The 18906-nt window shown below is 69.9% G+C and carries 21 protein-coding genes; 7 read left to right on the forward strand and 14 right to left on the reverse strand.

Going from position 1 to position 18906, the window contains the following annotated elements; all coding sequences use genetic code 11:
- Nucleotides 1-45 precede the first annotated feature (45 nt).
- Nucleotides 46-774 (reverse strand): ArsR/SmtB family transcription factor, encoded by a 729-nt coding sequence (locus tag ACH4RG_RS11435; protein ID WP_397916218.1) that lies wholly within the window; start codon nucleotides 772-774, stop codon nucleotides 46-48.
- 56 nt (nucleotides 775-830) lie between these two features.
- Here ACH4RG_RS11435 and ACH4RG_RS11440 point away from each other — a divergent pair, with 56 nt between their 5' ends.
- A complete protein-coding gene (locus ACH4RG_RS11440) occupies nucleotides 831-1523 on the forward strand; it encodes a flavin reductase family protein (protein WP_398539430.1) in 693 nt (230 codons plus the stop codon).
- 156 nt (nucleotides 1524-1679) lie between these two features.
- Here the strand turns inward: ACH4RG_RS11440 and ACH4RG_RS11445 are convergent, their stop codons facing one another.
- Together ACH4RG_RS11445 and ACH4RG_RS11450 are read right to left on the reverse strand one after the other, a co-directional pair.
- Complete coding sequence (locus tag ACH4RG_RS11445; protein ID WP_397916220.1) at nucleotides 1680-2237, reverse strand: TetR/AcrR family transcriptional regulator; 558 nt, start codon at nucleotides 2235-2237, stop codon at nucleotides 1680-1682.
- On the reverse strand, nucleotides 2237-2563 hold the full coding sequence (locus tag ACH4RG_RS11450) for a DMT family transporter (RefSeq protein ID WP_397916221.1): 327 nt from the start codon (nucleotides 2561-2563) through the stop codon (nucleotides 2237-2239). The genes ACH4RG_RS11445 and ACH4RG_RS11450 overlap by 1 nt, the downstream gene beginning before the upstream one ends.
- Before the next feature lie 287 nt (nucleotides 2564-2850).
- Here ACH4RG_RS11450 and ACH4RG_RS11455 point away from each other — a divergent pair, with 287 nt between their 5' ends.
- The gene (locus ACH4RG_RS11455) at nucleotides 2851-3840 is read left to right on the forward strand and encodes a hypothetical protein (RefSeq protein ID WP_397916222.1); all 990 of its coding nucleotides are present in this window, start codon (nucleotides 2851-2853) and stop codon (nucleotides 3838-3840) included.
- Nucleotides 3841-3862: 22 nt separating this feature from the next.
- On the opposite strand, the gene ACH4RG_RS11460 is transcribed toward ACH4RG_RS11455, so the two are convergent.
- The 9 genes from ACH4RG_RS11460 to ACH4RG_RS11500 all read right to left on the reverse strand — a co-directional run bounded on the left by ACH4RG_RS11460 (nucleotide 3863) and on the right by ACH4RG_RS11500 (nucleotide 10881).
- Nucleotides 3863-4228: a VOC family protein gene (locus ACH4RG_RS11460; protein ID WP_398539431.1), complete on the reverse strand. Its 366-nt coding sequence runs from the start codon at nucleotides 4226-4228 to the stop codon at nucleotides 3863-3865.
- Nucleotides 4229-4281: 53 nt separating this feature from the next.
- Entirely contained in the window at nucleotides 4282-4620 is a 339-nt protein-coding gene (locus ACH4RG_RS11465; protein WP_003969897.1) for a metal-sulfur cluster assembly factor, read from the reverse strand.
- Nucleotides 4617-5072 (reverse strand): Fe-S cluster assembly sulfur transfer protein SufU, encoded by a 456-nt coding sequence (sufU, locus tag ACH4RG_RS11470; RefSeq protein WP_397916225.1) that lies wholly within the window; start codon nucleotides 5070-5072, stop codon nucleotides 4617-4619. Before sufU ends, ACH4RG_RS11465 begins: the two co-directional genes overlap by 4 nt.
- Before the next feature lie 10 nt (nucleotides 5073-5082).
- Nucleotides 5083-6351, reverse strand: a complete 1269-nt coding sequence (locus tag ACH4RG_RS11475; protein ID WP_398539432.1) for a cysteine desulfurase — start codon at nucleotides 6349-6351, stop codon at nucleotides 5083-5085.
- Nucleotides 6348-7112 carry a Fe-S cluster assembly ATPase SufC gene (gene sufC / locus ACH4RG_RS11480; RefSeq protein WP_018957647.1) on the reverse strand — a complete coding sequence of 255 codons (765 nt, stop codon included), beginning with the start codon at nucleotides 7110-7112 and terminating at the stop codon, nucleotides 6348-6350. The genes ACH4RG_RS11475 and sufC overlap by 4 nt, the downstream gene beginning before the upstream one ends.
- Before the next feature lie 7 nt (nucleotides 7113-7119).
- Nucleotides 7120-7437 carry a bifunctional 3-phenylpropionate/cinnamic acid dioxygenase ferredoxin subunit gene (locus tag ACH4RG_RS11485; RefSeq protein ID WP_265602306.1) on the reverse strand — a complete coding sequence of 106 codons (318 nt, stop codon included), beginning with the start codon at nucleotides 7435-7437 and terminating at the stop codon, nucleotides 7120-7122.
- On the reverse strand, nucleotides 7437-8618 hold the full coding sequence (gene sufD / locus ACH4RG_RS11490) for a Fe-S cluster assembly protein SufD (RefSeq protein WP_265602305.1): 1182 nt from the start codon (nucleotides 8616-8618) through the stop codon (nucleotides 7437-7439). The genes ACH4RG_RS11485 and sufD overlap by 1 nt, the downstream gene beginning before the upstream one ends.
- Nucleotides 8619-8719: 101 nt before the next feature.
- Entirely contained in the window at nucleotides 8720-10141 is a 1422-nt protein-coding gene (sufB, locus tag ACH4RG_RS11495) for a Fe-S cluster assembly protein SufB (RefSeq protein ID WP_018957645.1), read from the reverse strand.
- Entirely contained in the window at nucleotides 10138-10881 is a 744-nt protein-coding gene (locus ACH4RG_RS11500; protein ID WP_397916227.1) for a helix-turn-helix transcriptional regulator, read from the reverse strand. Before ACH4RG_RS11500 ends, sufB begins: the two co-directional genes overlap by 4 nt.
- A 135-nt stretch (nucleotides 10882-11016) precedes the next feature.
- Here ACH4RG_RS11500 and ACH4RG_RS11505 point away from each other — a divergent pair, with 135 nt between their 5' ends.
- The 3 genes from ACH4RG_RS11505 to ACH4RG_RS11515 all read left to right on the forward strand — a co-directional run bounded on the left by ACH4RG_RS11505 (nucleotide 11017) and on the right by ACH4RG_RS11515 (nucleotide 13784).
- On the forward strand, nucleotides 11017-11958 hold the full coding sequence (locus tag ACH4RG_RS11505; RefSeq protein ID WP_398539433.1) for an ABC transporter ATP-binding protein: 942 nt from the start codon (nucleotides 11017-11019) through the stop codon (nucleotides 11956-11958).
- Nucleotides 11955-12722: an ABC transporter permease gene (locus ACH4RG_RS11510; RefSeq protein WP_397916229.1), complete on the forward strand. Its 768-nt coding sequence runs from the start codon at nucleotides 11955-11957 to the stop codon at nucleotides 12720-12722. Before ACH4RG_RS11505 ends, ACH4RG_RS11510 begins: the two co-directional genes overlap by 4 nt.
- Nucleotides 12723-12800: 78 nt before the next feature.
- Nucleotides 12801-13784 carry a heme A synthase gene (locus ACH4RG_RS11515; protein WP_397916231.1) on the forward strand — a complete coding sequence of 328 codons (984 nt, stop codon included), beginning with the start codon at nucleotides 12801-12803 and terminating at the stop codon, nucleotides 13782-13784.
- Between the two features lie 150 nt (nucleotides 13785-13934).
- On the opposite strand, the gene ACH4RG_RS11520 is transcribed toward ACH4RG_RS11515, so the two are convergent.
- Together ACH4RG_RS11520 and ACH4RG_RS11525 are read right to left on the reverse strand one after the other, a co-directional pair.
- Complete coding sequence (locus ACH4RG_RS11520) at nucleotides 13935-14312, reverse strand: hypothetical protein (RefSeq protein ID WP_397916232.1); 378 nt, start codon at nucleotides 14310-14312, stop codon at nucleotides 13935-13937.
- A gap of 94 nt (nucleotides 14313-14406) precedes the next feature.
- Nucleotides 14407-15360 carry a heme o synthase gene (locus tag ACH4RG_RS11525; protein ID WP_397930143.1) on the reverse strand — a complete coding sequence of 318 codons (954 nt, stop codon included), beginning with the start codon at nucleotides 15358-15360 and terminating at the stop codon, nucleotides 14407-14409.
- 288 nt (nucleotides 15361-15648) lie between these two features.
- Between ACH4RG_RS11525 and tkt the strand changes: the two genes are divergently transcribed.
- Complete coding sequence (gene tkt / locus ACH4RG_RS11530; RefSeq protein ID WP_398539434.1) at nucleotides 15649-17751, forward strand: transketolase; 2103 nt, start codon at nucleotides 15649-15651, stop codon at nucleotides 17749-17751.
- Nucleotides 17752-17785: 34 nt separating this feature from the next.
- A complete protein-coding gene (gene tal / locus ACH4RG_RS11535) occupies nucleotides 17786-18904 on the forward strand; it encodes a transaldolase (protein WP_397916235.1) in 1119 nt (372 codons plus the stop codon).
- Nucleotides 18905-18906 lie beyond the last annotated feature (2 nt).

Raw genomic sequence — 18906 nt, forward strand, 5'->3', positions numbered from 1 at the left:
GGACCGGGCACTGTCCGGCCGGGGTCCGTGGTCTCCCAGAACGGATCATTTCCGGGAAAGGAGATCATCGGACAAGCCGAGGTGGTGGCGGAGTGCCTGTCGGCCGACGTCTGTGACGGCCACGGCGCGCGTGGTGCCGATGGGAGTGATCCAGCCTGCGTCGAACGCGTGGCGGCACAGGGCGGCACCGACAGCCCCGGCAAGGTGTGGACGGCGCTCGGTCCAGTCCAGGCACGAGCGCACTGACGGTCGGCGCGTGCCTGTCGGGACGGTGATGCTGAGCTCTTCGAGCCAGGTCGCCCCGGCGCTCGTGAGCCCGAGGCCGCGCTCAAGGGCCAGCAACCGTCCCTCGATCATGGCATCGGTGATGGCCACCCCGACTGTCCCAGCAAGGTGGTCGTAGCAGGTACGGGCGTGGGCCAGGGCCTGTCGGCGGCCGACCGCCGACAGGGAACGGGGCGCCCGGGCGCGGTCGGGCGCCATGGCGGCGAGGCTCTCGATCAGCTCGGCTACGTGCGGACTGGCCAGACGCACGTAGCGGTAGCGTCCCTGCCGCTCCTCGGCAAGCAGGTTTCCGCGCACGAGCGCGTGCAAGTGCTGGGTCGCGGTCGAGGGCGCCACCCCCGCATGGCGCGCCAGTTCCGTTGCCGTCCATGCCCGGCCGTCGAGCAGGGCCAGACAGAAGGCTGCCCGCGTGCCATCGGCCAGCAGCCTGGCCACTGAGGCGAGATCAGGGCCGGTCTCGTGTGCGCGCCGCGTGTCCATGCGGTCCATTGTCACCCGTGACACTTCGGTCCCCGCCGAAACGAACCGTTTCTAGGCTGCTCGCCATGCACACAGCACCTCCCACCCCGCCCATAGGGGCTGACGTCACTCACCTGGAGATCAAGCCCAGCATCTTGTACTTCGGGACGCCGGTGGTACTCCTCTCGACAGAGAATCAGGACGGCTCGTTCAACCTTGCCCCGATGTCCTCCGCGTGGGCACTCGGACAGACGGTCGTGATCGGACTGGGCCGCGACGGGCAGACCGCGTACAACCTCGGCAGCCGACCCGACCTGGTGATCAACCTGCCGGCCCCCGCCCAGTGGCCGGAGGTGGAGAGACTGGCGCCACTGACCGGCCGGAACCCAGTGCCCCCGACCAAGGCCAAGGGCGGCCGCTTCGAGCCGGACAAGTTCGCCGCGGCCGGCCTGACCGGCAAACCGTCGCACGTGGTCCGGCCTCCTCGCGTCGCCGAATGTCCGATCCAGCTGGAGGCCCGCGCGGAGCGGGTGCGGCCGGACGTCTCCGGAGGATTCGTCATCGTCGAGGCGGTCGTACACAAGGTCCACGCCGACTCCCGCATCGTCGTTCCCGGCACAGACCACGTCGACCCCGCCGCTTGGAGCCCCCTCATCTACAACTTCCGCCACTACTTCGGACTCGGCCCGGAACGCGGCCATTCCTACCGCACCCAGACACCCCGCGACTCCGGGAGTCCTTCCGCGGAACACGCGCTCATGGGCACCGCGCCCGACTGAGCGACCAGGGCTTCTCGACGGTTCCGGTGCTCGTCCGGCGATGGCCGGGGTTTCCGACTGCCAGTGGCTCCGACCGTCCCCGAGCACTCGGCGCCGGGGCGGGCCACGAACACGCCGGTGAGGGAGCCGGCGCGGGAGGGGGGCCTGCGGTGGACATCAGCGACTGCTGCCGCCGTCCACGATCCGGGCCAGCATCTCGAGGGTGCAGGGCGCGTCGAACGTGCCGCCGGTGAGCAGCACCTGGAGACAGACGCCGTCCATCAGCGCGACGAGCGCCCGCGCGGTCTCCGGGTCGGTGTGCCGGGACAGCAGCTCGACGGCCTCCTCGGTCCATTCGGCGGCGACGGGACGCAGCACGGGACGGCGCAGGGCCGCGAGGTACAGCTCGTACTCCAGCTCGATCGCCCCGCGTTCCCCGGCGAACCACCGGCCCAGCAACCGCGTCAGCTCCTCCGCGAGACCGGCCGAGCCGGCGGGTCCCGCCAGGACCTCGCTGCCGCGCAGTTCCCGCACGAAGTTCTCGTTGCACCGGCGCAGGGCCGCGACCAGGAGTTCGTCGAGGGAGCCGAAGTGGTACGTGGTCGAGCCGAGCGGCACATCGGCCTCGGCGGCCACGGTGCGGTGGCTGAGGCCGGCCATGCCCTCGGCCGCGATCACCCGCAGCGCCGCGTCGATGATCTTCGTCCGCCGCCCGGGGTCGTACCGCCGGGCCATCAGTGCGCCCCTCCCAGGTTGAGGACGACGACCCCGGCCACGATCAGGGCGATGCCCGTGATCTTGGCCAGGTCGCCGGCCTCCCCCAGGAACAGGATCCCGATGAGGGCGACGGCCGCGGTGCCGACACCGGCCCAGATGGCGTAGGCGGTGCCCACGGAGAGCGTCTTGAGGGTCTGCGCGAGCAGGGTGAAGGCGATGAGGTAGCCCACCACGGTGCCGAGCGAGGGCCAGAGCCGGGTGAAGCCCTCGCTGTACTTCATGGCCGTCGTCCCGGCCACCTCCGCCGCGATGGCGGCGGCCAGAAGTCCGTATGCGTATCCCATGTGTACGACTGTACCCAACGCTGCGTACGGTCGTACATATGATCGACCCACGTCGGGGGCGCTACGGTGTGCCGACCGACCACACGGCCCGTGACACGGGCCGACGACACGACGGAGACGCAGTGGCGCAGGACGCAGGGTGGGGCGGCGGCCCGTACGGGGGCGCACCTCACGGTGGGGGGCCCTTCCACGGGGGCGCGCAGGGATCGGGCGGGGGATGGAACAGCGGGTGGGCCGCACCGCCCAAGCCGGGGGTCATACCCCTGGCGCCGCTGAGGGTCTCGGACATGCTCAGCGGCGCCTTCTCGACGCTCGGTCGGTACTGGAAACCGCTGATCGGGATCGCCCTGACGCTGTTCGGGGCCGCGACGCTCGTGATGATCGCCGCGCTGGTGGCCGCCGGCGCCGCCGTGGCGAGCCAGTGGGACGAGCTGACGGCCGGTTCCTCGGGGTCTCCGGACGCGGCGCAACTGGTCCCGCTGGGCGTCGCGTTCGGCGTGCTGATGGTCATCGGCATGATCGTCTACCTGCTGGCGTCCGCCGTGGTGCAGGCAGCGGTCCCGGTGGTCCTCCAGGAAGCCGTCCTGGGCCGCCCGATCGGCTTCGGGGAGGTCTGGAAGCGGGCATGGTCGCGGGTCTGGTCGATCCTCGGCGCGGTGTTCCTGACCGGGCTGATCATGGCCGTCCCGATGGCGCTCATGATCGGCGCCGTCGCCGGGCTGATCATCTACGCCGCCTCGCTGGGCGACGAGGGCGGCGTCGTGCCGCTGATGGTGATCGGCTTCCTCGGCGCCCTGCTCGTCGCACCGGTGGCGATGTGGCTCTACGTCCGCTTCTCCCTGGCCCCGACGGTCGTGGTCTTCGAACAGCAGCGTCCGGTCGCCGCCCTGCGCCGCTCGGTCCAGCTGGTGCGCGGCAGCTGGTGGCGGGTCTTCGGCGTCTGGCTGCTCGCCGTCGGACTCGCGGCCGTGATCGGCTACACGATCCAGATGCCGTTCCAGATGATCGGCCTGCTCCCCGGCGTGTTCGACCCGGCGGACATGGACACGGACCCGAGCGGCGGGCAGATCATCGCGGTGCTCGGCACCGTGATGCTGCTGTCGTTCATCAGCCAGATGATCGCCCAGCTGTTCACGGCGATCTTCCCCCCGCTGGTGGTCGGCCTGCTGTACGTCGACCTCCGGATGCGCAAGGAGAACCTGGGCCCGGTCCTGGCCGAGGCGGCGGCGACGACCCTGCCCGAGCAGTACGGCCCCCCGCCGCCCTCCCACGTCTGAGCACGCGGGGGCCGGGCCCGGCTCAGTCGGTCAGGGTCCGCTTGGGGCGCAGCACGCAGAACTCGTTGCCCTCCGGATCGGCCATCACCACGAAGGTGGCGTCCGGCCCCTGCCCGACGTCGACCCGTCGGGCGCCGAGTGCGAGGATCCGCTCGACCTCGGCGTCCTGGTCGTCCGGTGTCAGATCGATGTGCAGCCGGTTCTTGACCGTCTTCCCCTCCGGCACGGGGAGGAAGCACATGCCCGGCAGCGCGGTCTCGTGCGCGCCGATGACGATCTCCTTCCCGTGCTCGAAGAGCACCTGCCAGTCCAGCACCGCGCTCCAGAAGCGGGCCATGAGCGGCAGGTCGTGAGCGTCGACGGCGATGTGGTACATGGAGACGGCCATGTCCGCCAGTCTGCCTGGCGGGCATGGCCGTTCATCGCTCTTCGCGGAGCGTGTCAGACGTTGAACCCCAGCGCGCGGAGCTGCTCGCGTCCGTCGTCGGTGATCTTGTCCGGGCCCCACGGCGGCATCCAGACCCAGTTGATCCGGAGCTCGTTGACGATGCCGTCCGTGGCGGACTTCGCCTGGTCCTCGATGACGTCGGTCAGCGGGCAGGCCGCGGACGTCAGGGTCATGTCGAGGGTGGCGATGTTGGCGTCGTCGACGTGGATGCCGTAGATCAGGCCCAGGTTGACGACGTCGATGCCCAGCTCGGGGTCGACGACGTCGTACAGCGCCTCGCGGACCTCCTCCTCGGAGGCCGGCTTCATGGTCGCGGTCTCGTTGTCGCTCATGCGGTCTTCCCTTCGGACAGCGCCTTGGCCGTCGCGTCCTTCCACGCCATCCAGCTCAGCAGCGCGCACTTGACCCGGGCGGGGTACTTGGAGACGCCGGCGAACGCGACGGCGTCCTCCAGCACCTCCTCCATCGCGTCGTCCGGCTCCAGCTGGCCCTTGGACTGCATCAGCTCCAGGAAGGTCTCCTGGATCTTCCGCGCCTGGGACAGCTCCTTGCCGACGAGCAGTTCGTTCAGCACGGAGGCGCTGGCCTGGCTGATGGAGCAGCCCTGGCCGTCGTAGCTCACGTCGGCGACGGTCTCGCCGTCGTACTTCACCCGGAGCGTGATCTCGTCGCCGCACGTCGGATTGGTGTGGTGCACCTCGGCGTCGCCGTCCCGCAGGCCGCGCCCGTGGGGGTGCTTGTAGTGGTCCAGGATCACTTCCTGGTACATGGATTCAAGCTTCACCAGTCAACCCTCAGCCGAAGAAGTTCCGGACGTGCTCCAGACCGTCCACCAGGGCGTCGACCTCGGCGGGCGTGGAGTACAGATAGAACGACGCTCGCGTCGTCGCGGGAATTCCGTACCGCAGGCAGACCGGACGGGCGCAGTGGTGGCCGACCCGGACGGCGATGCCCAGCTCGTCGAGGACCTGACCCACGTCGTGCGGGTGGATGTCGCCGAGCGTGAAGGAGATCGTGGCCCCGCGGTCCTCGGCCGTCGCCGGACCGATGATCCGCAGGTCCGGGACCTCCAGGAGGAGCTTCACCGCGTACTCGGTGATCGCCTTCTCGTGCTGGTGGATCTTCTCCATGCCGATCGCCGAGAGGTAGTCCACGGCCGCGCCGAGGCCGACGGCCTGGGCGATCGGGGGCGTACCGGCCTCGAACTTGTACGGCGCGGGGGCGTACGTCGAGGAGTGCATCGACACGGTCTCGATCATCTCGCCGCCGCCGAGGAAGGGCGGCAGGTCCTCCAGGAGCTCCTGCCGTCCCCACAGCACGCCGATGCCCGTCGGGCCGACCATCTTGTGGCCCGTGAAGGCCACGAAGTCGGCCTGGAGCGCCTGCACGTCCAGCACCATGTGCGGGGCCGCCTGCGAGGCGTCGATGCAGACCAGCGCGCCGACCTGCTGGGCGCGGCGGATGATCTGCTCGACCGGGTTGACGGTGCCCAGGATGTTCGAGACCAGCGTGAAGGAGACGATCTTCGTCTTCTCGGTGATGACCTCGTCGATGTTCGACAGGTCGAGCCGGCCGTCGTCGGTGATGCCGAACCACTTCAGCTTCGCGCCGGTGCGCTGCGAGAGCAGCTGCCACGGCACGATGTTGGAGTGGTGCTCCATCTCCGTGGTGACGATCTCCGTGTCGCTGTCCACCCGATAGGGCTCGTCCGCCCAGCCGAGCATGTTCGCCACGAGGTTGAGCGACTCCGAGGCGTTCTTGGTGAAGATCACCTCGTTGCGGCTCGGCGCGTTGATGAAGGCCGCGACCTTGTCACGGGCGCCCTCGTACAGCGCGGTGGCCTCCTCGGCGATCGTGTAGACGCCGCGGTGCACGTTCGCGTTGTGCCGCTCGTAGTACTCGTTGAGCGCGTCGAGGACCTGACGCGGCTTCTGCGAGGTCGCCGCGGAGTCCAGGTACACGATCTTCTTGCCGTCGTGGACCGTGCGGTCCAGGATCGGGAAGTCCTTGCGGATCGCCTCGGTGTCGAGGAGGCCGGTGAGCCCCTGTCGGGCGTCAGTCACGCGGAAGCGCCACCCTTCGTGTAGGCCTCGTAGCCCTCGTTCTCCAGCTGGTCGGCCAGCTCGGCGCCACCGGAGGCCGCGATACGGCCGTTGGCGAAGACGTGCACGAAGTCGGGCTTGATGTACTTCAGGATCCGGGTGTAGTGCGTGATCAGCAGGGTGCCGACCTCGCCGGTCTCGCGGACCCGGTTGACGCCCTCGGAGACGGTCTTGAGCGCGTCGACGTCCAGGCCGGAGTCGGTCTCGTCCAGGACGGCGATCTTCGGCTTGAGGAGCTCCAGCTGGAGGATCTCGTGGCGCTTCTTCTCACCGCCGGAGAAGCCCTCGTTGACGTTGCGCTCGGCGAAGGCGGGGTCCATCTGGAGCCCGGCCATCGTCTCCTTGACCTCCTTGACCCACGTACGCAGCTTGGGGGCCTCGCCGCGGATGGCGGTGGCGGAGGTGCGCAGGAAGTTGGAGACCGAGACACCGGGGATCTCGACCGGGTACTGCATGGCGAGGAACAGGCCGGCGCGGGCCCGCTCGTCGACGGACATCTCCAGGACGTCCTCGCCGTCCAGGGTGACCGTGCCACTGGTGATCGTGTACTTGGGGTGACCCGCGAGCGAGTACGCGAGGGTGGACTTGCCGGACCCGTTGGGGCCCATGATGGCGTGGGTCTCGCCCTGCTTCACGGTCAGGTCGACGCCCTTGAGGATCTCCTTCGTGGCGTTGTCGGCCTCGACGGTGACGTGCAGGTCGCGGATTTCAAGCGTTGCCATGGGTGACTCAGGACTCCTGGGTGACGGAGACGAGCACATCGTCCCCTTCGATCTTTACGGGGTAAACGGGGACGGGGCGCGTCGCGGGAAGGCCGGACGGCTTGCCGGTGCGGAGGTCGAACGACGATCCGTGCAGCCAGCACTCGATCGCGCAGTCCTCCACCTCGCCCTCCGAGAGGGAGACGTTCGCGTGCGAGCAGATGTCGTTGATCGCGAACACCTCGCCCTCGGTACGGACGAGGGAGACGGGTGTGCCGTCGAGCTCCACCCGCTTGGGGGTGTCGTCCTCCAGCTCACTCAGCGCACAGGCCTTGACGAAGGACATCAGACGGACGCCTTCAGCTCGGTCTCGATCTTCTCGAGGAGACGCGCTTCGACGTCCGGCAGACCGATCTGCTGGACCAGTTCGGCGAAGAAGCCGCGCACGACGAGACGGCGGGCCTCCTCGGCCGGGATGCCGCGGGACTGGAGGTAGAAGAGCTGCTCGTCGTCGAAGCGGCCGGTCGCGGAGGCGTGGCCGGCGCCGACGATCTCGCCGGTCTCGATCTCCAGGTTGGGCACGGAGTCGACCCGGGCGCCGTCGGTGAGGACGAGGTTCCGGTTCATCTCGTAGGTGTCGGTGCCCTCCGCCGCGGCCTGGATGAGGACGTCGCCGATCCAGACGGCGTGCGCGCCGTCGCCCTGGAGAGCGCCCTTGTACACCGCGTTGGACTTGCAGTGCGGGGTGTTGTGGTCGACCAGGAGGCGGTGCTCCTGGTGCTGGCCCTTGTCGGTGAAGTACAGGCCGAAGAGCTCCGCCTCGCCGCCGGGGGCCGCGTAGGCCACCCGGGGGTGCAGGCGGACGACGTCGCCGCCGAAGGTGACGACGATCGACTTGAACGAGGCGTCCCGGCCGACCAGCGCGTTGTGCTGGCCGACGTGGACGGCCGTGTCGTCCCAGTCCTGGACGGAGACGACGGTCAGCTTCGCGCCGTCGCCCAGCACGTAGTCGACGTTGGCGGCGAGCACCGCGTCACCGGTGTGGTCGATGACGACGACGGCCTCGGCGAAGGCGCCCAGCTGGATGAGCTGGTGGCCGTAGGCGACGCCGCCCTCGCCGTGCACGGTGATCCGGACCGGCTCGGTGAGCACGGCTTCCTTGGCGACCGTGACGACCGAGGCCTGCTCGAAGGAGCTGTACGCCTGGGCGGCGACCCGGTCCACCGGGGTGCCGGCCTTGCCGAGCCGGGAGTCGTCGCGGCCGACGGTCTCGACCGTGACGCCCTCGGGCGCCTCGATCGCGACCTTCACGCCGCCGCCGCTCGCGACCGCGGTGCCGTCGTGCAGGCCGCGCAGCCGCTCCAGCGGCGTGAAGCGCCACTCCTCCTCGCGGCCGTGCGGGACGGGGAAGTCCGCGACGTCGAAGGACGGGGGTGCGCTCATGCGGGTGGCGACGGTCGACTCGGCGGCCACCGCGATGGAGCCGGCGGTGGTGGAGCCCACCGGAGTGTTCTGAGCCTCAGCCATGGCTGTCGTAGTGCTCGCTTTCTCAGTCAAGAAGGGGGGTGGTTCGGTGGGAGTGCGGGGACGGCCGCGAACGGCCGTCCCGGTGGTCCTCGGACGAGGACCTAGCCGACCGAACCCTCCATCTGCAGCTCGATCAGCCGGTTGAGCTCCAGGGCGTACTCCATGGGCAGCTCCTTCGCGATCGGCTCGACGAAGCCGCGCACGATCATCGCCATGGCCTCGAACTCGGTGAGTCCGCGGCTCATGAGGTAGAAGAGCTGGTCCTCGGAGACCTTGGAGACGGTCGCCTCGTGGCCCATCGACACGTCGTCCTCGCGGACGTCGACGTAGGGGTAGGTGTCCGAGCGGGAGATCGTGTCGACGAGCAGAGCGTCGCAGAGCACGTTGGACTTCGCGCCCGGCGCGCCCTCGCCGATCTCGATCAGACCACGGTAGGACGTACGGCCACCGCCTCGCGCCACCGACTTGGAGACGATGTTGGAGGAGGTGTTGGGTGCCATGTGGACCATCTTGGCGCCGGCGTCCTGGTGCTGGCCCTCGCCCGCGAAGGCGATGGACAGGGTCTCGCCCTTGGCGTGCTCGCCCATCAGGTAGACGGCCGGGTACTTCATGGTCACCTTGGAGCCGATGTTGCCGTCGACCCACTCCATGGTCGCGCCCTCGTAGGCCACGGCCCGCTTGGTGACCAGGTTGTAGACGTTGTTCGACCAGTTCTGGATGGTCGTGTAGCGGCAGCGGCCGCCCTTCTTCACGATGATCTCCACCACGGCGCTGTGCAGCGAGTCCGAGGAGTAGATCGGGGCGGTGCAGCCCTCGACGTAGTGGACGTAGGCGTCCTCGTCGACGATGATCAGCGTCCGCTCGAACTGGCCCATGTTCTCCGTGTTGATACGGAAGTAGGCCTGGAGCGGGATCTCGACGTGGACACCCTTGGGCACGTAGATGAACGATCCGCCGGACCAGACGGCCGAGTTCAGCGAGGCGAACTTGTTGTCACCGACGGGGATGACGGTGCCGAAGTACTCCTTGAAGAGCTCCGGGTGCTCCTTCAGCGCGGTGTCGGTGTCCATGAAGATGACACCCTGCGCCTCCAGCTCCTCGTTGATCTGGTGGTAGACGACCTCGGACTCGTACTGCGCGGCGACGCCGGCGACGAGGCGCTGCTTCTCCGCCTCGGGGATGCCGAGCTTGTCGTACGTGTTCTTGATGTCCTCGGGCAGCTCCTCCCAGGAGGCCGCCTGCTTCTCCGTGGACCGCACGAAGTACTTGATGTTGTCGAAGTCGATGCCCGACAGGTCGGAGCCCCAGTTCGGCATGGGCTTCTTGCCGAAGAGCTTGAGGCCCTTGAGCCGCAGCTTCAGCATCCACTCGGGCTCGTTCTTCTTCTCCGAGATGTCGCGGACGACAGCCTCGGAGAGGCCGCGCTTCGCCGCCGCGCCTGCCGCGTCGGAGTCGGCCCAGCCGAATTCGTACGTGCCCAGACCCTCGAGCTCAGGGTGGGCAGTCTCCGTGGGGAGCGTCATGCGGGGTTCCTCCCGGCCGTGCTTGCAGATGCTGAATGGGTGGTCTGTGGGGGTGGGGCGTGGCCACTGCGCGGCACGTAGGTCGTGCACACACCATCGCCGTGGGCGAGGGTGGCCAGACGCTGCACATGGGTCCCGAGGAGGCTGGAGAAGAATTCCGTCTCCGCCTCGCACAGCTGTGGGAACTGCTCGGCGACATGCGCCACCGGGCAGTGGTGCTGGCACAGCTGCTCGCCCTGCTGCGGGCCCGGCGCGCTTCGCGCCATTGCAGCGTACCCGTCGGCCGACAGGGCCTTGGCCAGGGCCTCGGTGCGCCTTTCGGGCGCCGCGGCCTCGACCACGGCGCGGTACGCCTCGCCCACCGCGGCCATCCGGGCGCGGGCGAAGGCGAGGACCGCCTCGTCCCCCCCGGACTCGGCGATGAAGCGCAGGGCGTCGGCGGCCAGCTTGTCGTAGGACTGGTCGAAGGCGTCCCGGCCGCAGTCCGTCAGGGCGAACACCTTGGCGGGCCTGCCGCGGGTCCGCGCCCCGTAGACCCGCTGCTCGCGGGCTTCGACGACATCGTCGGAGACGAGGGCGTCCAAGTGGCGGCGGACGGCGGCCTGGGTGAGGCCGACGCGCTTGGCGAGGTCCGCGGCGGTGGAGGGGCCGTGGTCCAGGATGGAGCGCGCGACCCGGTTGCGCGTCGAGCGCTCACCGGTCGCGAGTTCCTCCTGGGGAGCCCGTCCGTCGTATTTCACAACACCATTGTTGCGTAATTCATTCGACTCTGACAACCACGGTCCGGAACGATCAACGGTGTGGTTCATCACTTAGGGTCACCTAATCTGCCCCGGGAGCCGTCCTCCCCGGAGGGCTGCCTAGACTGGTGCGCCATGGAGAACGAGCCCGTCGTACAGGTCGAGGACCTGGTGAAGCGGTACGGCACGAAGACCGCGGTGAACGGCCTCGATCTGGTGGTCGCCACCGGCGCGGTGACCGCCGTCCTCGGCCCGAACGGCGCCGGGAAGACCACCACGATCGAGACCTGCGAGGGCTACCGCCGCCCCGACGCCGGCACCGTGCGGGTCCTCGGCCTCGATCCGGTCGCCGACGCGGAGCGGCTGCGCCCGCGGATCGGGGTGATGCTCCAGTCCGGCGGCGTCTACTCCGGCGCCCGCGCCGACGAGATGCTCCGCCACATGGCCAAGCTGCACGCCCACCCCCTCGACGTGGACGCCCTGATCGAACGTCTCGGCCTCGGCGACTGCGGCCGCACCACCTACCGGCGGCTCTCCGGCGGCCAGCAGCAGCGCCTCTCGCTGGCCATGGCGGTGGTCGGCCGGCCCGAGCTGCTGTTCCTGGACGAGCCGACCGCGGGGCTCGACCCGGGAGCCCGCCGCTCCACCTGGGACCTGGTGCGCGAGCTGCGCGCCGACGGGGTGTCCGTGGTGCTCACGACCCACTTCATGGACGAGGCCGAGGCGCTCGCCGACGACGTCGCGATCATCGACGCGGGCCGGGTCATCGCCCAGGGCAGTCCCGAGGCGCTCTGCCGGGGCGGCGCGGAGAACACCCTGCGCTTCACCGGACGCCCGGGCCTCGACCTCGGCTCGCTCGTCAAGGCGCTGCCCGACGGCTCCGGGGCCGCCGAGCCGCTGCCGGGGACGTACCGGATCACCGGGTCCATCGACCCGCAGCTCCTGGCCACGGTGACCTCCTGGTGCGCCCAGCACGGCGTGATGCCCGAGGGCATCTCCGTGGAGCGGCACACCCTGGAGGACGTCTTCCTCGAACTGACCGGCAAGAAGCTGACCGGCAAGGAGCTGCGCGCATGAGCGCCGGTACGTACACCCCGCGCCCCGGCGCGGCCCCGCTCCCCCGGATGATCGCCGCGCAGACCGCGCTGGAGACCCGGATGCTGCTGCGCAACGGCGAGCAGCTGCTGCTGACGGTGATCATCCCCACGCTGCTGCTGGTGCTGTTCAGCGCGGTCGACATCGTGGACACCGGGCCGGGCGCGTCGGTCGACTTCCTGGCCCCGGGCGTCCTGGCGCTCGCCGTGATGTCCACCGCCTTCACCGGCCAGGCCATCGCCACCGGCTTCGAACGCCGTTACGGGGTCCTCAAGCGGCTGGGGGCCTCCCCGCTGCCCCGCTGGGCGCTGATGACCGCGAAGACGCTCTCGGTGCTGGTCACCGAGGTGCTCCAGATCGTGCTGCTGACGGCGATCGCCTTCGCCCTGGGCTGGTCGCCGCAGGGCAACCCGCTCGCGGTGCTGCTGCTCCTGGTGCTGGGCACGGCCGCGTTCTCCGGGCTCGGGCTGCTGATGGCGGGGACGCTCAAGGCGGAGGCGACGCTCGCCGCCGCCAACCTGGTCTTCCTGCTGCTGCTGGTCGGCGGCGGGGTCATCGTGCCGCTGGAGAAGTTCCCGGACGCCGTGCAGTCGGTGCTGGGGCTGCTGCCCGTGTCGGCGCTCTCCGAGGGCCTGCGGGACGTCCTCCAGCACGGTGCGTCGCTGCCGTGGGCGCAGGCCGGGATCCTGACGGTGTGGGCGGTGCTGGGGCTCGGCGCGGCGGCGAGGTTCTTCCGCTGGGAGTAGCGGTCCCGGAGGGACCGCTCAGGGCAACCCGCCACGAACCCACCCCCTCGTGAAATCATGCACAAGCCCCGTCCTACGATGGTCCGCGTGGAAACCCCCATCTCCCTCATCGCCAAGCGCTGGACGCCGTCCACCAGGGTGGTGAAGCGCGCCGCGCTCTCCGCCGTCATGATGAGCGTCTTCATCATCGTCACCGGCGGGGCCGTCCGGCTCACCGGTTCGGGCCTCGGCTGCGACACCTGGCCCAAGTGCACCGACGACAGTCTGTTCGCGACGCCCGAACAGGGACTGCACGGCGCGATCGAGTTCGGCAACCGGATGCTGGCCTACGTCCTGTCGGCCGCGGTCGGCTGGGCGATCATCGCCATCAGCTCGGTCAAGCCGCGCCGCCGCAAGCTCGCCCGGCTGGCCTGGCTGCAGTTCTGGATCGTGCTGGGCAACGCCGTCCTCGGCGGCATCACGGTCTGGGCGGGCCTCAACCCCTGGACGGTGGCCGGGCACTTCCTGCTGGCCAACGTGCTTCTCGCGGTCGCCGTGATCACCTGGGTGCGGGTCGGCGAGGGCGACGGCCCGCCGCGCCCGCGGGCTCCGCTGCCGGTACGGCGCCTGGCCTGGGCGATCGTGGCGACCACGGTGGTCCTCATCGTGCTGGGCACCTCGGTGACCGGCTCCGGCAAGCACGCCGGAGACAGCAGCGACGTTCCGCGCATGCCGTGGGACTGGTCGGCAGCCGCCCATGTGCACGCGGTCTCCGCCTGGGTCGTCTGCGCCCTGGCCATCGCGATGTGGCTGGCCCTGCGGGTGGTCGACGCGCCCGCCGACACCCGGGCACGCGCCCGCGACCTGCTGGTCGTGCTGCTCGCCCAGGGCGCGATCGGGTACGTCCAGTACTTCAGCGACGTCCCCGAGATCCTGGTCGGCATCCACATGTTCGGCTCGTCCATCCTGTGGATCGCCGTGATCCGGCTCGTGCTGAGCATGCGCGAGCGCGGCGAGGACGACGCCGCCCCGCTGCCCGGCCCGGCCACCGGGCAGCCGGAGTCGACACCGGCGGCGGTCTGACGGACGGACGGACACGGTGAGGGGCGGCGGGCCGGTGGCCCGCCGCCCCTCACGTCTGCCGTGACTCCTCACTCCGGCCCGTCCACAGTGCGCCGCGCCCGAGCCCGAGCGGGGGCGGGCACCAGCGGCGCCGAAAGCGGCCCCGGCCCCTCAGCGGTCGTTGGAGGGGCCGCCGACCTGGATGCCGGCCATCCGGGACCACTCGTACGGACCGGTGCGGACCTTCAGCGCGAACTCGCCGTCGAACTCCTCGTGCATCGTGATGCCGGACTTCCGCGCCGCGTTCTCGGCCACGGCGTAGCTCGGGGCCACGAGGTCGCCCCAGGCGCCGTCCTCGCCGACCAGGACGATGCGGGCGCCCGCCTGGCCGAGGTAGGCGAGCTGCCCCTCCGCGCCGCCGTGCTCCTTGGCGAAGGCGCCGATCTCACGGGCGAGCTTCGCCGCCCTGCGCTCGGCGCGCGCCGCCTTCCTGGCGTCCGTGCGTGAAGTCTGTCCGGTGTCCGCTGCGTCTGCTGCCGTCTCTGCCATGAACAGGATGCTACCGACGGGTAGATGAACTGGCGACGGGCGGGTCGCGTGGCTTGTGCCACGCGACCCGCCCGTCGGCGAAGTACTGGGTGCCCTAGCGGAGGAAGGGGTCCACCGCGACCGCGAGGAAGAGGAGGGAGACGTAGGTGATCGACCAGTGGAACAGCCGCATCTCCTTGAGCTTGGCTCCGGTCACCCCCGACTTGGCCCGGTTCTGCAGGCCGTGGGCCTCCCAGAGCCAGGCGCCCCCGGACAGCAGCGCCACCGCGGTGTAGAACCAGCCGGTGTAGCCGAGCGGGGTGAGCAGCAGCGAGACCCCGACCATCACCCAGCTGTAGAGGACGATCTGCTGGGCGACCACCCGGTTGGAGGCAACCACAGGGAGCATCGGGACGCCGACCCGGGCGTAGTCGTCCTTGACCTTCATGGACAGCGGCCAGTAGTGCGGCGGCGTCCAGAAGAAGATGACGGCGAAGAGGATGACGGCGGCCCAGGAGAGCTCGTTCGTCACGGCCGACCAGCCGATGAGGACCGGCATGCAGCCCGCGATGCCGCCCCAGACGATGTTCTGGGAGGTGCGGCGCTTCAGCAGCATCGTGTAGACGACGACGTAGAAGAGCAGCGCGCCGAGCGCGAGAGCGGCCGAGAGCCAGTTGACGAGCAGACCGAACCAGAGCGTGGAGACCACCGCGAGGGCGATGCCGAAGGCGAGGCATTCGCGGGGGCTGACCATGCCGGTGACCAGCGGGCGCTGGGACGTACGGTCCATCAGCGCGTCGATGTCCCGGTCGATGTACATGTTCAGCGCGTTGGCGCCACCGGCGGAGAGATATCCCCCGATGGTGGTAGTGAGAACGAGCCACAGGTCGGGTACACCCTGGGCAGCCAGGAACATCACTGGAACGGTGGTGATGAGCAGCAGCTCGATGATCCGTGGCTTGGTAAGCGCCACGAAAGCCTTGACGCGGGCCCCGAACGGGCGATGGCCCCCCGGGCTGGGAGTCAAGGCGACCCCTGCGGGTCGGGACTCAACGGCCGTCACGCACACCCCTGACAGAGAAATCCCAGCAAGCTCCGGGCGAAGAGGCCCGGTGAAGACTTGCGCGAACCCGTTCACTCTAAACGTTGCGGATACGCCGCCCTTCGCGGGGGTGGGGTCGTGTTGGGGGTGACTGTTCACCGGCTATACGCATTCCGCCGGGAGGCGAACTCCACGGGCCGCCCACACCCTGGAAAGTACTCGGAAAGTGTGCGTGTCAACGGGGGTAGGCTCGACAGCGCCCGGTGCGGTAACAAGTCACCGGCCTACCACAGTGGAGAGGAGCCCTGACTCAGGGTGAGCATCAAGCCGACCACCACAGACCTTCAGTGGACCGATTTGGACCAGCGGGCCGTGGACACCGCCCGCGTTCTCGCCGCGGACGCCGTACAGAAAGTCGGAAACGGCCACCCGGGCACGGCGATGAGCCTGGCTCCCGCCGCGTACACCCTCTTCCAGAAGGTGATGCGGCACGATCCCGCGGACGCCGAGTGGACCGGCCGCGACCGGTTCGTCCTCTCCGCCGGCCACTCCAGCCTGACGCTCTACATCCAGCTCTACCTGGCCGGGTACGGCCTGGAGCTGGACGACCTCAAGGCCTTCCGCACCTGGGGGTCCAAGACCCCGGGCCACCCGGAGTACGGCCACACCACCGGCGTCGAGACGACGACCGGGCCGCTGGGCCAGGGCGTCGCCAACGCGGTGGGCATGGCGATGGCCGCCCGCTACGAGCGCGGCCTCTTCGACCCCGAGGCGGCCCCCGGCACCTCCCCCTTCGACCACATGGTGTGGGTCGTCGCGGGTGACGGCTGCCTCCAGGAGGGCATCTCGGCCGAGGCCTCCTCGCTGGCCGGGCACCAGAAGCTGGGCAACCTGGTCCTGCTCTGGGACGACAACCACATCTCCATCGAGGGCGACACGGAGACCGCGGTCTCCGAGGACACCATCAAGCGGTACGAGGCATACGGCTGGCACGTCCAGCGTGTCGACCAGCTCCCCAGCGGCGACCTGGACCCGGCCGGTCTGTACGCGGCGCTCCAGGCGGCCAAGGCCGAGACCGAGCGCCCCTCGTTCATCGCGGCCCGCTCGATCATCGCCTGGCCCGCCCCGAACGCCCAGAACACCGAGGCCGCGCACGGCTCGGCGCTCGGCGACGACGAGATCGCGGCGACCAAGCGGGTCCTCGGCTTCGACCCGGAGCAGACCTTCGAGGTCTCCGACGCGGTCATCGGCCACACCCGCGAGGCGCTGGACCGCGGCCGTGAGGCCCGCGCGGAGTGGGACAAGTCGTTCGCCGCGTGGCGCACGGCCAACCCGGAGCGCGCCGCCTCCTTCGACCGGATCGCCGCGGGCGAGCTGCCCGAGGGCTGGGAGGAGAAGCTCCCCGTCTTCGAACCCGGCAAGGCCCTGGCCACCCGGGCCGCCTCCGGCAAGGTGCTCCAGGCGCTCGGCGAGATCGTGCCCGAGCTGTGGGGCGGCTCCGCCGACCTCGCGGGCTCGAACAACACCACGATCGACAAGACGTCGTCGTTCCTGCCGGTGGGCAACCCGCTGCCGGAGGCCGACCCGTACGGCCGGACGATCCACTTCGGCATCCGCGAGCACGCCATGGCCGCTGCCATGAACGGCATCGCGCTGCACGGCAACACCCGTGTCTACGGCGGCACCTTCCTGGTGTTCTCCGACTACATGCGCAACGCGGTGCGACTGTCCGCGCTGATGCACCTGCCGGTGACGTACGTGTGGACGCACGACTCGATCGGCCTCGGCGAGGACGGTCCCACCCACCAGCCGGTCGAGCACCTGGCCGCGCTGCGCGCCATCCCGGGCCTGAACGTCGTGCGCCCGGCGGACGCCAACGAGACCGCCATCGCCTGGCGCGAGATCCTGCGCCGCTACACCAAGGTGTTCGGCAAGGGCGCCCCGCACGGTCTGGCGCTGACCCGGCAGGGCGTGCCGACGTACGAGGCGAACGAGAACGCGGCCAAGGGCGGTTACGTCCTGTTCGAGGCCGAGGGGCCCTCCGGGCAGGACGCGGAGCCGCAGGTGCTGCTCATCGCGACCGGTTCCGAGGTCCACGTCGCCGTCGGGGCGCGCGAGCAGCTCCAGGCGGCCGGGGTGCCGACCCGGGTCGTCTCGATGCCGTCGGTCGAGTGGTTCGAGGAGCAGGATCAGGGTTACAAGGACAGCGTGCTGCCGCCGTCGGTGAAGGCGCGGGTCGCCGTCGAGGCGGGCATCGGCCTGACCTGGTACCGGTACGTGGGCGACGCGGGCCGCATCGTCTCGCTGGAGCACTTCGGAGCCTCGGCCGACGCGAAGGTGCTGTTCCAGGAGTTCGGCTTCACCGCCGAGAACGTGGCTTCCGCCGCGCGGGAATCTCTCGAAGCCACAGCACGCTGACGCCGGTAGATACCACTAGTAGGAGATGCAACTCATGACAGACGCACTCAAGCGCCTCTCCGACGAGGGCGTGGCGATCTGGCTCGACGACCTGTCGCGCAAGCGGATCACCTCCGGCAACCTGGCCGAGCTGATCGACCAGAGCCATGTCGTCGGCGTCACCACCAACCCGTCGATCTTCCAGAAGGCGATCTCCTCGGGCGACGGTTACGAGCAGCAGCTCACCGACCTCGCCGCCCGCAAGGTCACCGTCGAGGAAGCCCTCCGCATGATCACGACGGCGGACGTCCGCGACGCCGCCGACATCCTGCGCCCGGTCTTCGACGCGACCGGCGGCCAGGACGGCCGGGTCTCCATCGAGGTCGACCCGCGCCTGGCGCACAACACCCTGGCCACCGTCGCCGAGGCCAAGCAGCTGGCGTGGCTGGTCGACCGGCCGAACACGCTCATCAAGATCCCGGCGACCAAGGCGGGCCTGCCGGCGATCACCGAGACGATCGGCCGGGGCATCAGCGTCAACGTGACGCTGATCTTCTCGCTGGAGCGCTACCGCGCGGTCATGGACGCCTACCTGGCGGGCCTGGAGAAGGCGAAGGCCGCGGGCCTGGACCTCTCCAAGATCCACTCGGTGGCGTCCTTCTTCGTGTCCCGCGTGGACACCGAGATCGACAAGCGGCTGGACGCCATCGGCTCGGACGAGGCGAAGGCGGCCAAGGGCAAGTCCGCCCTGGCCAACGCCCGCCTGGCCTACGAGGCGTACGAGGAGGTCTTCTCCTCCGACCGCTGGGCCCCCCTGGACAAGGCGCAGGCCAACAAGCAGCGTCCGCTGTGGGCCTCGACCGGCGTCAAGGACCCGTCCCTCAAGGACACGCTGTACGTCGACGACCTGGTGGCGCCGAACACGGTGAACACCATGCCGGAGGCGACGCTGGAGGCGGTGGCCGACCACGGCGAGATCACCGGCAACACCGTCGCCGGCGGCTACGACCGGGCGCGCGCCGACCTCGACGCGATCAAGAAGCTCGGCGTCTCGTACGACGAGGTCGTACAGGTGCTGGAGGACGAGGGCGTCGAGAAGTTCGAGGCGTCCTGGAACGACCTGCTCAAGTCGACCGAGGCGGAGCTCTCGCGCCTCGCCCCCTCGGAGGGCTGACC

Origin of the sequence: Streptomyces sp. NPDC021019, assembly GCF_044333295.1 — a bacterium.
Taxonomy (GTDB): domain Bacteria; phylum Actinomycetota; class Actinomycetes; order Streptomycetales; family Streptomycetaceae; genus Streptomyces.

Bases quoted from the DNA above. Each gene is read 5' to 3' on its own strand.
- ACH4RG_RS11445 (WP_397916220.1), bottom strand. From the start codon at position 2,237: ATGGCCCGGCGGTACGACCCCGGGCGGCGGACGAAGATCATCGACGCG.
- sufD (WP_265602305.1), bottom strand. From the start codon at position 8,618: ATGGCTGAGGCTCAGAACACTCCGGTGGGCTCCACCACCGCCGGCTCC.
- ACH4RG_RS11455 (WP_397916222.1), top strand. From the start codon at position 2,851: ATGCTCAGCGGCGCCTTCTCGACGCTCGGTCGGTACTGGAAACCGCTG.
- ACH4RG_RS11485 (WP_265602306.1), bottom strand. From the start codon at position 7,437: ATGTCCTTCGTCAAGGCCTGTGCGCTGAGTGAGCTGGAGGACGACACC.
- ACH4RG_RS11505 (WP_398539433.1), top strand. From the start codon at position 11,017: ATGGAGAACGAGCCCGTCGTACAGGTCGAGGACCTGGTGAAGCGGTAC.
- ACH4RG_RS11465 (WP_003969897.1), bottom strand. From the start codon at position 4,620: ATGAGCGACAACGAGACCGCGACCATGAAGCCGGCCTCCGAGGAGGAG.
- sufC (WP_018957647.1), bottom strand. From the start codon at position 7,112: ATGGCAACGCTTGAAATCCGCGACCTGCACGTCACCGTCGAGGCCGAC.
- ACH4RG_RS11520 (WP_397916232.1), bottom strand. From the start codon at position 14,312: ATGGCAGAGACGGCAGCAGACGCAGCGGACACCGGACAGACTTCACGC.
- ACH4RG_RS11460 (WP_398539431.1), bottom strand. From the start codon at position 4,228: ATGGCCGTCTCCATGTACCACATCGCCGTCGACGCTCACGACCTGCCG.
- ACH4RG_RS11435 (WP_397916218.1), bottom strand. From the start codon at position 774: ATGGACCGCATGGACACGCGGCGCGCACACGAGACCGGCCCTGATCTC.
- ACH4RG_RS11510 (WP_397916229.1), top strand. From the start codon at position 11,955: ATGAGCGCCGGTACGTACACCCCGCGCCCCGGCGCGGCCCCGCTCCCC.
- ACH4RG_RS11450 (WP_397916221.1), bottom strand. From the start codon at position 2,563: ATGGGATACGCATACGGACTTCTGGCCGCCGCCATCGCGGCGGAGGTG.
- sufB (WP_018957645.1), bottom strand. From the start codon at position 10,141: ATGACGCTCCCCACGGAGACTGCCCACCCTGAGCTCGAGGGTCTGGGC.
- tal (WP_397916235.1), top strand. From the start codon at position 17,786: ATGACAGACGCACTCAAGCGCCTCTCCGACGAGGGCGTGGCGATCTGG.
- ACH4RG_RS11515 (WP_397916231.1), top strand. From the start codon at position 12,801: ATGGTCCGCGTGGAAACCCCCATCTCCCTCATCGCCAAGCGCTGGACG.
- ACH4RG_RS11440 (WP_398539430.1), top strand. From the start codon at position 831: ATGCACACAGCACCTCCCACCCCGCCCATAGGGGCTGACGTCACTCAC.